General features: G+C 48.5%; 15 protein-coding genes. 2 read left to right on the top strand and 13 right to left on the bottom strand.

What is annotated here, in order from left to right; all coding sequences use genetic code 11:
* Window positions 1–177: ATP-binding protein (locus tag D5269_RS15940; RefSeq protein WP_158604915.1), on the top strand; the 177-nt coding region annotated here is incomplete at its 5' end.
* 5 nt (window positions 178–182) lie between these two features.
* On the opposite strand, the gene D5269_RS15935 is transcribed toward D5269_RS15940, so the two are convergent.
* The 7 genes from D5269_RS15935 to D5269_RS15905 all read right to left on the bottom strand — a co-directional run bounded on the left by D5269_RS15935 (window position 183) and on the right by D5269_RS15905 (window position 5153).
* On the bottom strand, window positions 183–848 hold the full coding sequence (locus tag D5269_RS15935) for a CHC2 zinc finger domain-containing protein (protein ID WP_243126938.1): 666 nt from the start codon (window positions 846–848) through the stop codon (window positions 183–185).
* Window positions 849–914: 66 nt separating this feature from the next.
* Window positions 915–2495, bottom strand: a complete 1581-nt coding sequence (gene mobQ, locus D5269_RS15930) for a MobQ family relaxase (protein WP_009296089.1) — start codon at window positions 2493–2495, stop codon at window positions 915–917.
* Window positions 2496–2676: 181 nt separating this feature from the next.
* Window positions 2677–3369 carry an MBL fold metallo-hydrolase gene (locus D5269_RS15925; RefSeq protein WP_009296088.1) on the bottom strand — a complete coding sequence of 231 codons (693 nt, stop codon included), beginning with the start codon at window positions 3367–3369 and terminating at the stop codon, window positions 2677–2679.
* On the bottom strand, window positions 3360–3743 hold the full coding sequence (locus tag D5269_RS15920) for a cytidine deaminase (RefSeq protein ID WP_009296087.1): 384 nt from the start codon (window positions 3741–3743) through the stop codon (window positions 3360–3362). The genes D5269_RS15925 and D5269_RS15920 overlap by 10 nt, the downstream gene beginning before the upstream one ends.
* A gap of 594 nt (window positions 3744–4337) precedes the next feature.
* Window positions 4338–4634 carry a DUF3847 domain-containing protein gene (locus D5269_RS15915; protein WP_009296086.1) on the bottom strand — a complete coding sequence of 99 codons (297 nt, stop codon included), beginning with the start codon at window positions 4632–4634 and terminating at the stop codon, window positions 4338–4340.
* Complete coding sequence (locus D5269_RS15910; protein WP_006873175.1) at window positions 4627–4968, bottom strand: DeoR family transcriptional regulator; 342 nt, start codon at window positions 4966–4968, stop codon at window positions 4627–4629. Before D5269_RS15910 ends, D5269_RS15915 begins: the two co-directional genes overlap by 8 nt.
* On the bottom strand, window positions 4965–5153 hold the full coding sequence (locus D5269_RS15905) for a hypothetical protein (protein WP_009296085.1): 189 nt from the start codon (window positions 5151–5153) through the stop codon (window positions 4965–4967). Before D5269_RS15905 ends, D5269_RS15910 begins: the two co-directional genes overlap by 4 nt.
* A 483-nt stretch (window positions 5154–5636) precedes the next feature.
* Between D5269_RS15905 and D5269_RS15900 the strand changes: the two genes are divergently transcribed.
* On the top strand, window positions 5637–6443 hold the full coding sequence (locus tag D5269_RS15900) for a helix-turn-helix domain-containing protein (RefSeq protein WP_009296084.1): 807 nt from the start codon (window positions 5637–5639) through the stop codon (window positions 6441–6443).
* 61 nt (window positions 6444–6504) lie between these two features.
* On the opposite strand, the gene D5269_RS15895 is transcribed toward D5269_RS15900, so the two are convergent.
* From D5269_RS15895 to D5269_RS15870, 6 genes are all read right to left on the bottom strand, one after another.
* Window positions 6505–7467 carry a DUF3658 domain-containing protein gene (locus D5269_RS15895; RefSeq protein ID WP_009296083.1) on the bottom strand — a complete coding sequence of 321 codons (963 nt, stop codon included), beginning with the start codon at window positions 7465–7467 and terminating at the stop codon, window positions 6505–6507.
* Window positions 7468–7483: 16 nt separating this feature from the next.
* Window positions 7484–7873, bottom strand: a complete 390-nt coding sequence (locus D5269_RS15890; protein ID WP_009296082.1) for a TnpV protein — start codon at window positions 7871–7873, stop codon at window positions 7484–7486.
* Entirely contained in the window at window positions 7833–8195 is a 363-nt protein-coding gene (locus D5269_RS15885) for a helix-turn-helix domain-containing protein (RefSeq protein WP_022742028.1), read from the bottom strand. The genes D5269_RS15890 and D5269_RS15885 overlap by 41 nt, the downstream gene beginning before the upstream one ends.
* Window positions 8196–8259: 64 nt before the next feature.
* On the bottom strand, window positions 8260–8418 hold the full coding sequence (locus tag D5269_RS15880; protein ID WP_199735775.1) for a Maff2 family mobile element protein: 159 nt from the start codon (window positions 8416–8418) through the stop codon (window positions 8260–8262).
* A gap of 92 nt (window positions 8419–8510) precedes the next feature.
* Entirely contained in the window at window positions 8511–10352 is a 1842-nt protein-coding gene (locus D5269_RS15875; protein WP_120487052.1) for a VirD4-like conjugal transfer protein, CD1115 family, read from the bottom strand.
* The gene (locus D5269_RS15870; RefSeq protein ID WP_166545222.1) at window positions 10339–10818 is read right to left on the bottom strand and encodes a PcfB family protein; all 480 of its coding nucleotides are present in this window, start codon (window positions 10816–10818) and stop codon (window positions 10339–10341) included. The genes D5269_RS15875 and D5269_RS15870 overlap by 14 nt, the downstream gene beginning before the upstream one ends.
* Between the last annotated feature and the right edge of the window lie 146 nt (window positions 10819–10964).

Below are 10964 nucleotides of genomic sequence, written 5' to 3'. Positions count from 1 at the left end.
CAGTGGAACGAGGTCTTTGCCGACGTCACCATCGCCTCCGCCATCCTGGACCGTGTCCTGCATCACTGCACCGTTATCAACATCAAGGGCGAGTCTTACCGCCTGAAAGAACGCAAGGAATTTATGCGCCAGAAACAGCAAATCGTGAACACTCTTTTTGAACAAGGAAACGCTTAGTTTTGTTACCCCCCCCCCCGCCGAAAAACTACAAAATTTCTTCGGCGTTTTCTTACAATTTCAAATTGGCGTTGACATGCGTCTGCGGCGGCAAGCTCTGCCATTCGCTGTTCAAGCTGTATCACATCCTTTCCGTAGTCCGTAATCAAAGCCGCTTTTTCCTCTGTTTCCCCGAACAGCAGCACATCCAGCAGATACTCCACTTGGTCTTGCTTCTGTAAGGCTTCTATAAACCGGGGATGAAAGGCTTCCTCCGGGGAGTGTGGGGCGTAGTCCGTTCTCCATGCCCGAAGCAGATGGAGATAATCGGCAAGAATACGGAAGCAGCGGCTCTTTGCTTCTTGAAACTGTTCCTCCGGGGATTTCTGCCAGGGCTTGGGCTTTTTTGCCTTTCCCGGCGGCTTCCAGTCCTCATAGGAAAGCCCGAAGTCCTGTGCCAGTTGTACGGCGGCTTCTTTCTTTCCCAGCCCATACAGGGCGGCGGCAAAATCAATCACATCCCCATCCGCACCGCAACCGAAGCAGTGGTAACGCCGATCCAGCTTCATGCTTGGGGTTTTATCGTGATGGAACGGGCAGCAAGCCATCCCGTTCCGCCCTGCATGGATTCCATAATGCTCCGCAGCCTGTCTGGTTGTGACGGACTGCTTCACAGCTTCAAATACATTCAAATCTGTCCCTCCTTGAAAAAAAGAAAAAACACCTGACATTCTCTGATTGAAAATGGCAAGTGTCTGTTAAAGTTCCATATCCTGTTGTTTGCGTTTTGTCTGCGCCGGGATAGTTCTTTTAGCCTTTTTCTCGTCCACCTTATCCTGCAAGGCTTCCTTGATGGGCTGTTTCTTGGGTGGCTCTTTACTTTCCTCTGTGCCGGGTGTGGCTTTCCGTACCCAATAACGGATGTCCCGCAGCTTCTTCAAATCCTCCTGTACCTCGGTCAGCGGTACTTTCAGCTCTGCGATTTCGCTGAGAAGCGTTTCCTGCTCCTCTTGCAGTTCCTTTTGAGTGCTGTCCTTATCGTCCGGGTGCTTAGCAAGGTAGGCGGCGGCTTTCTCATACCGGGCAACCTCCGGGTGTTCCTGTTTGAATTTTTCCTTTGTTTTCTTAAAAAATATCTTCTGGTACTTGTCATAGACGGGCTTACATTCCTTGCTGTCTGTCCGGCTGGCAAGAATCCCGTCAATCACTTTGCTGCGGGCTTCCTTTGGCTTCATCTGATTGCGGTAATCTGCGGCTGATTTCCCGGAAGATTCCAGAAATACTTCTAAGTCCTCCACAGTAGAAAGCCCCTTTTGCCGGAGATAGGACAGGGCTTCGCTGACTGCCTTTAAGTCCTGTGAAGTCCCCCGGTTCTGTCCAGCCCTTGTCCAGTCCTTCCGTTCTTCCTTTCGTATCTCCATATACTTCATCAGCAGATTTGGAAGAAAGACCGCTTCCTCCGCCGCTTTTTGTGCAAGCAGCTCTTTCCGTTTTTCTCCCAGCTCGGTAATCCAGCCTTTGAGGTTTTGGATAAGCTGCCGGATGGACTTCATCAGGCGGTTGGCGGCTCTGATTTCCCGGTTCAGATTGCCGATATTCGTCTGGATACCACGTTTTTCCATCTGCCGGACAGCAGCACCCTCATGGACAGTGGGGACAATATCAAGCCCCTGTCTGGCATAGGAACGCAAGTCCACACGCTCCGGGCGGTCATTGGCTTCCAGATAGCGGTTCTGGATGACCTCCCATTCATGCCTCCAGATTTCACAATACTTCTGGTCGTTCCAGTCAACCGTATCTTCCTTGTGGCTTTTCCATCTGCCGGAGGGAAGTTTTATCCGTTCCCCGTTTTCGTCAAGGTCATAAACCTTGCGGCTCTTGGGAAGCCATTTCCCATGTTCATCCATTGCCCTCATAGTCAGCATGACATGGGCGTGGGGATTGTGTCCCGGCGGATGGGGGTCATGGATGGCAAAGTCAGCAATCATGCCTTTGGAAACAAACTGCTGTTTACAAAACTCCCGGACAAGGACAGCATACTGGTCAGGTGGTATCTCTCTGGGGATGGTAAGCACCCACCGCCTTGCAAGCTGAGAGTTCCATTGTTTCTCCACCGCTTCGGCGGCGTTCCATAGGGTATTGCGGTCTGCATATTTCTGTGGGGCATTTGCCGGGAGCAGGATTTCATTGTGGACGATACCACGCTTTTCCGGGTAGTGCTTCACTTGCTGGTCATATTCACAGAAAAGCTTTTCGCCACTCTGGTAAGCAGCGGCGGCAACCGCAGACTGCCGCTGGCTTCGCTGTACAATCGTGATTTCGTTGTGTGGACAGGGCATTTCGTGTCCCTCCTTTCTATGCTTGGTGGATGGGGTGGCGTTTTGCCACCTCATTTTGGGCAGAAAAAAAGCAGGAGACCTTTTTCAGATTTCCTGCTCGGTATGCCGCTGGGCGGCGGGTATTTAGTTGTAAAAGTTCGGGGCAAGTTGACCCGATGTAGAAAAATAGCAAAATGGAATTTCAAGCTTCTACTGACAACAAATAAGCAAGCAAATCCTCTTTACTAAGAGGTTCGCAATGACTTAGTATGCAATATTTACAATCGATAGATTGAATAGTCTGAACCAAAGAATACAGTTTATCCTTATCCATATATCCATTATTAAAGAAATCTTCACTCGTTGAATCTCCTAAAAACAAAACTTTTTCTTCTGGCACATAAACACAAGTAGTATCTTCTGAATGTGGCGAAATTGTATGAAAGATTTGTGCAGTAATGCCACCTAAATCCAAAGTCATTTTATCCGAGAAAGTTATGTCGGACAGCACAATACTTAATTTGTCCTGTCCGCAATATTCTTTTCTAAAATGAATATCTTCCTTTTTCAGAATTTCGATATAATTGAGGTTTTTTGCCTGTTCTTGCTGGTCTTTGAGGAACTCATTTGTTTTGCCATAGGCAATACTTATTCCATTGATTGCGTGCATACCAAAGGTGTGGTCATAATGCCAATGTGTAATAACCGTAAAATCCGGCTTGTTAAACTGTTCCGCTTCGATTGCCCTGTAAAAATCCTGAACATGAGATGCCGAATATCCAGCATCAATCGCCAGAGAAATTTTATCTCCTTTAAGATAAGCTAACATCGGTCTGTCCACTTCGGGGGCGTGTTCTAAAAAATAAATTCTGTTGGTTAATTTATTTAATCCCATTTTTTGTCCCACCTTTCAGGTAATAATTCTTTCAATGTAACCTTTTGGTCATTGTTAATGGCAACTACTGTATTTTCATTATCCAGATCTAACTGTGAAATCAATTCTCTGCATCTTCCACAAGGCGACAGGATGCTGCCATCTTCATAAACAGATACAATTCTTTTGATTTTCGTTTCTCCATGTTTCAGCATTTCGGCAATAGCTGCCTGTTCTGCACAAATTCCAATTGAACAGGGCACATCAATACAAATGCCAGTATAAACAATACCACTTACTGTTTCTAAAGCACAAGCCACATGACCTGCTTTACCATTTTTCTTTAAATTTATGTTTTTTACCGTACACAAGGCAATATCATATAAGTCTTTCATCACTATCTTCCTTACTTAAATTGTTATCAACATCATTATACTGTATTGCCTATCGAAAAGATAGCATATTTTATGAAACTTGTCGGCTGGGAACAGCTTGCAAGGCAAGGTGTCCCCAGATGGCAAGTCCACAAAAGGGTAGCTGGCGGCAGCCAGCGCAGGGGAAGCGTAGCGTCCCCTGTATGATTTGGAGCAGACCATGACTGCGGAAAATCACAGCCCTCCGGCGAGGAGCCTTCGGAGAACGCAATGCACCAACCTCTGGGTGGTGTATAATTGCGCCCTATCCGAGTTCTTGGATAGGGCGCATTATCCGAGATAAAAACTTATCCGAGGTAAATTGATTAAATCCGATGAATACAGCATTTGAAAACGATTATCTCGGATAATTAACCCCGCTTTCAATTGTGGGTGATTTGTACTTATCCGAGATAATTGGGTAAATCACACCTTTGCCTCTGATAATTTTTGAAATGGCAGTTGCTCTTTTCATAAATAATTATCCGAGATAATTTCTTTGAAAGCCTTTCATATCGGCAGCTTTGAGAGTTACCTCGGATAATTGGAAATCTCGGATAATGCGCCCTTAGTAAACTAAGGGGTTTCCGGCTTCTCCCGTTCCAGCATTTTTTTCAATAGTTCCTGCGTGTCCTGCCTGTGAAAAATGAGTTTCAACAACAGCATGACATCATCATCTGTTAGGCGTTCCGGCTCTTGCAGAAAACTTTCCAGCATACCGCCACGAGTGCAGAGCCGGTGCGTCCGTTCCTTTCGGGTAAGCTGCTTTAACTGGTGCTGCAATGCCTTTTCATCATTGATGGCTTTCCGCAGTTTCTTTTCGCTTTTCTCCAGCTCCCGGTTGAGCTTTTCCAGCTTCGAGGTATCAGGCAAGGGCAGCGTCCTCCTTTCCCGGTATCAGCACATAAATCCTATTCGGTTCTCCCACGCCCTGACGCACCCGCATGATAAGTCCGGCGTTTTCCAGTTCATTCAGAGAACGCTTGACCGTCATGGGACTGCGGGACAGGACTGCGGCAATGGCTGTGACAGGGAAGCAGACAAACAGGATTCCGTTCTCGTCCTCCTGCCCTTTGGATAGCATAGCGTCCAGCATCCGGCAGTACATGACCTTTGCGGTGCTGCTGACTGGAAATCCTGTCAACGCTCTGGGAAATGGCATACAGGGCGGCAATGGTGTGTCTATCGTCATAAATTCAAAATTCATTCGGTGTGTTCCTCCTTTTTCTTTGATCGTTTGAATAAATAACGGGGGCAGTCAATCACAACCGCCCGGAAGCTCTGCTTGCACCCATGCTGGCATTTCCGGCATAATTCGTTGTAAGTGACACGCCCCCGGTCATTGAGGTAAAAGGAAAGCTCATGCTTCCTCTTTTTGCTCATTCTCGGCATATTGTATTTCCTCCCGTTTTAGTGTATGGTTTCGGGGCGATTTTCGGCAAAATTACGGTCATAGAGCCGATTAAAATCTCCCGAAGTATCAGCGATAGGGTAGACTATCCCCCTATCAGATTGTCGTGTTTCGGTATCATTTCGGTGTCAGTTCGCCAGTTCTCCCCGGTGTCGTTCCTCCCCTGAATCTCACAGCGGCGTATCGCTCCCTTTGGTACGCTCGTTTCGGTCAGGGTTCCTCCACATCCCTGCCAAAAGTCATGGCGCTACATCGCCGGGGAAGCATATCCCACACAGGCTGGTCATTCGATTGGAATAATCCATCGATGAACTACCTGTATCATAGAACATTTTTGTGCCCTGTGCCGTATGTCCACAAAGTAGGAATTAGGGGTAAAAATCAGAAATTTCCACGATTGCGGAAAGTGTGATATAATCCAGATAAGCGGCAGCAATGAAACCATTGGAAAGGAGCGTGCGCCCATGAAAGGAGCAACAAGCATACAGGAACGCCTTTGGGAACTCCGCAAGGACAAAGGCTTAAATCTGGAAGAACTATCAAAGCTGACAGGCATTTCCAAATCAGCTCTTGGAAGTTATGAAAAAGAGGATTTTAAGGAAATCAATCATGGCAACCTTATCACGCTGGCAGACTTCTATGGGGTCTCTGTTGATTATCTACTGTGCCGGACAGAGAACAGGGAGCAGATCAACACACCATTGACGGAGCTGCATTTGAATGATGAGATGGTGGCACTGCTGAAAAGCGGTCGGATTAACAACCGTCTGCTCTGTGAGCTTGCTACACATAAAGATTTTATCAAGTTTCTTGCAGACATTGAGATTTATGTGGACGGGATTGCTACCATGCAGATTCAAAACCTCAATGCACTTGTCGATACCGTCCGGCATGAAATCATTGAACGGTATCGCCCAGGCGAAGATGACCCGCATTTGAAAGTGCTGCAAGCCGCCCATATCAGTGATGATGAGTATTTCAGTCACATGGTTCTGGATGACCTCAACCTGATTATCCGGGATATTCGGGAAGCCCACAAAAAGGACAGTGAGAGTGCGCCCCAGACCACCGTTGCCGATGAATTGAAAGAAAATCTCGAAGCAGTCGAAAATTTCAAGGGCAGCCGGGATGAAAAGCTGGTTGTCCTTTACTGCAAGCAGCTCGGTATCAACTATAAAAATCTGTCAGACGAAGAATTTCGCTGGCTGATTCGGATTCTCAAAAAATCAAAGAAAATGGGAACGCCTATCAGCCAGAGGAAAAAACGGTAAAAAAAACCGCTGTTGCATGGTTGGGGTGCCTTCCATGTAGCAGCGGTTCTTGCTGTGGTTATTATTTCATTCGTTTTCTTAATATCCGGCGATAATTTGTTTCTCCCTTTGGTGCGTCCTGTATAATTTCCAACACACCATCTTCAAGCATTTTATCAATGCGATTAGAAATCCATACATCACTAATTCCAAGTTGATATTTTCCTAAAACATTACCTATAACAATAGCCATTTTGAATTGCTCTGGCTGTTCCGCAATTTCACGAAGAATGAAACTATCATATATATCTTCTGAAACACTTTGCAATTTACCATTTAGCATTGCACGCAAAGGTGCATTTTCATTTTGAAGTTGATTCCATTTCATAGCACAAGCTGAAAGAAATACAGGCTTAGCTTTTTCTTGTAGAGTTATATATTTTCCCCATTCGCCAGGAGAAACCTCACCCCATGCTATTTTGGATATCATAGTATTTTCTTTTCCATATTCCCAGGCAGGTAACTTAACCAAATAAATTGTTGTCTGACAGTTTAATGGTCGAAGTTGTTTCATAAGCCAGTACATACCGCAAAGTTCATCCGGATTATAGCTATACCAAATACGAACTTCTTCCCCAGCTACATATCGTTCAATAACCGAAGACAATGTAGTTTTAATTTTCTGTATTTTTTCTTCAACCTGATAGTCTAAATCCTCTACAAACCAGACAGACAGCATTTTCTTGAGAACATTTTTCCGCTGTTCGCCAATTCCATTATCAGAAATATCTCCCACACTAAGAGCCATATCAAAACAATAAACATCACTGCTCTTGCCTCCCAATGGAATAGCATTCTCCCAAGCAATATGTTCTTGTTCCTGTGCTTGAATTTGTGCTTCTTTCATTTCATCTGAAGATGGAACACTCCCATCTTCGTGCCTCATAAAGACCGAAACTGCACTTCCTCTATACTTTCCCTTACCGTAAGTTTGGGCAATTTTCAAACTTCCACAGGCACTTTCACCAAATACAATTTCAATCATCTTATATACCTCCGATTTAATTACTCCCGTATGAATAAATTATATCATGCAAAACAATTTCTTCTGCCCGGTTGTGAATGTTATTACAACGCTGCACCCATTCCATTTGTTGAGTTCGCTTCAATTCCTCTGTCACGCCCTCGGTGGCTTTCATCTGCTCCATGATAGTGTCTAACCGTTCCTGTGCCTGTTCGTTCAGGTCTGCAAGATATGTCCACAATTCTCCGGTCAGTATCAATGTATTCAATCTGGCTGGGTGGACTTCCCTTAAATATTCCCGGTGCATCCGTCCGTACTTTCCGATAGGGCGGTGTTCCTCCGGCAGTTTCAAGTCCGGGATGTAGTAATCTCCGACAAGGATATAATCAATTCCGTTTTCCGTTATTCTTGGTTTCAATTCTCTCATGTTCCTTACCTCCTGTGGAAGCAGGCTCGTCTGGTACTAACTCAATCACATCGGTAATCTCACAATTCAGCGTTTCGCAGATACGGGCTAATGTATCCATGCTGATGTGCTTTCCCTCTTTGCTCATGTTGGCAATCATATTTGTTGTCATACCAGCAGCAAGCCTTAAATCCTCTTTCCTCATATCACGCTCTAACAGTGTGTGCCAGAGTGGTTTATAGCTGATGTGCATATTGTTTTCCTGCCTTTCTATCCATACCACCGGGGCGGCTGCCCCGGCAGGAACTTTTCTCTTATTATAGCACCAATCTTGTGAAATCACAATTTATTCTTGTATCCTGCCGCTGATACCGTCTGGATTGGCTTTCCCTTTCTTTTTGTTCCCTTTAATTAGCCATGAACTGTTTCATGCCTTGACTTTTTGAGCCGGGGTTGTCCGAGCCGTAGCCCTCCAGCAGATTGACAACGCCCCAAACGCCGAGGCCCGCGCCCAGCGCGATAACAAGGGTCTGCAAAGTGGTGATAGCGGATGCGAAAAATGCCATATAGTCCTCCATTTCTCCGGGATTTTCCCGGGCACAGGAAAAGCCGCCCGGTGTAGGCGGCAGGTGACACTTCGGGACAAAATGTCCCAAAGCTATACAAAAGCGTCCGGGTCGTCCAAATCGTCATAGTTGAGGATGTCCTCGTCCTCGTCTATGGGCGTTCCGTCCGGCACGTCCGCCTCGTACACGGTGTACTGCTCGTTGGGATTGAGCGTTTTCATGCGGCGGCAGATAAGCCGCTCCAGCGAAAAGGCGTTTTTCTTCTTGTCCGCCTCCGCCGTGTATCGGTAGTTGGGGTGCTGTTTCAAATCGTACTTTTTGGAATAGAACGGCGGCAGGCCCCGCAGTTGCAGGATGCACCTGTCGCCGGGCATGGTGGCAAGTTCGGCGGGGGTCATAAGCTCCCGGCCCAGCCGCTGGGTGTTCTGGTTGCAGCTTTCGGACTGCCCTCGGGAGCGGCCCTCGGTCTGCATGGAGATGGTGGCCTTGCCCAGCCAGTTTTCCGATATTTCCTTGATGGTGCTGGCCTCCCGGCCCCCAAGGAACACCACGCTGTCCATGTTGCCTAAAATGGTTTCCGCGTTTTTATCGTAGATGGCCTTACATTGGGCCAACTGCTGGTAGAACAGCGTCAGGCTCACCTCCCGGGAGCGGATGACCGCCACCAGCTTTTCGAGGTTGGGCACTTGCCCGGTGTTGGCGGCCTCGTCCCACAGCACCCGCACATGATGGGGCAGGCGGCCCCCGTGTACGTTGTCCGCCCGTTCACAGAGAAGATTGAACATCTGCGAAAAGGCAAGGGCCACGATAAAGTTATAGGTGGTGTCGGTATCACTGATGATGAAGAACGCCGCCGTCCGTCTGTCACCCAGCTTGTCAAGCTCCATCTCGTCATAGCTCATAATCTCCCGGAGTTGCGGGATGTCAAATGGGGCCAGCCGCGCACCGCATGAAATAAGTATGGAGCGGGCAGTCTTGCCGCTGGCCAGCTTGTACTTTTTGTACTGCTTGACCGCGAAACAGTCCGGCTTGCGCTTTTCCAGCCCGGCGAACATATAGTCCACCGCGTTCATGAAATCGTCATCGTCCTCCTTGACCTCCATGCCGGAAATCATGTCTACCAGCGTGTTCATGTTCTTGTCCTCGTCCGGGCCCTCGAAGATGATATAGGCGATAAGGGCGCAGTATAAAAGCGTTTCTGATTTCGTCCAGAACGGGTCGCCCTCTTTGCCCTCGCCTTTGGTGTTGGCTATTAAGGTATTGACAAATTTCAAAATGTCGGCCTCGTTGCGGATATAGGCCAGCGGGTTATAGTGCATGGAGCGGGAAAAATCAATGCTGTTAAAAACCTTGATTTTATATCCCTTTTTCTTTTGCAGGAAATACCCGGCCTGCTCCAGCACCCCGCCTTTGGGGTCTACCACCACATAGGAGGAATGGGCCTGCAGAAGCTGGGGCGTGAGCCAGAACCGGGTTTTGCCGGAGCCGGAGGAACCGACAACACAGCAATTCAGGTTCCGGGCGTTGGCGGGGACGGCGGGCCGGGTGTTGGTGGTGAGAAATTCCGTCCCGGTCAGAATGATGTTGTTCTCAAACTTGGGGTCGGTGAACGGCTTGATGTCTTTTTCCGTTCCCCAGCGGGCCGAACCATACTCTTCATCCCGGCGGTATTTTTGGGCTTTTTTGCTTTTCTGGTAGATAATCAGCCGGATCGCCACGGCCCCCGCGATGCCAGTGAGCCAGTCAAAAGGATTGAGCCCCGGCGCGAAGTCGGCAAAGGCCGGGCCGAGGGCCGCCACCATCCCCACCAGCTTGTGGGCCAAATCCGCCCCCGCCGCCAGACGGTAGGCCGTCCCCACTTTCAGGCAGGCCCACGCGATGAACAGATAGGGGAGGTTCGGCAAAAGGTACTTTTTCAGCTTATCTGTCCTCATGGGCGGCCTCCTTTACGCGGTCTTGCCTTTGGGGCGCGGGCTGGCGCAGTATCTCGGCGGCGGCCCGTTTGAGCTGTTCCCGGATGGGTACGCGGTCAGTCTTTGCCTTATCCAGCACACGGCGGGAGTATTCCGAGAAACAAGCGGTGATTGCGTCCGCCTGCCCGCTCTTGAAGAACAGCAGATACTTGTCCGGCCCGGTCTTATAAAAGGCATAGTCAACATTCCACTTCCGGGCCACCCGGTCAAACTCCTTGGGGGCCCCGGTGAGTTCGATACTGTTCGTAGCCGCGCCGTGGGCCATGAGCTTTTTCACGGACTGCCTGCCGTGGGGCGTCTGGTGGGCCCGGTGCTCCTTTTGTATCTTCCGGCCAGCCGCCCGGAGCGCATAGGCCAGCACCCGGGCCGAAAGTTTTCCCGTTCTGATAGAAAGTGCTATCGTGCGCCGGGAAACATCCTCGTCAATCAATCAAAACCGCCTCCTTTCATGGGGGATAGGCCCTCCGGCCTTTGGGACATTTTGTCTCGAAGTCACCGCTCGTCCCGGTTTGTTTCCGGGTGCTTGCGTTCAGCCGCCAGAGAGGAACGGTCAATCACTTCCTTGTAGGCGGC

Source organism: Anaerotruncus sp. 1XD42-93 (assembly GCF_009917605.1).
Lineage (GTDB): Bacteria > Bacillota > Clostridia > Oscillospirales > Ruminococcaceae > Anaerotruncus.
Note: the sequence above shows the minus strand (reverse complement) of the source record. Positions and strands in the feature narration are given on the sequence as shown.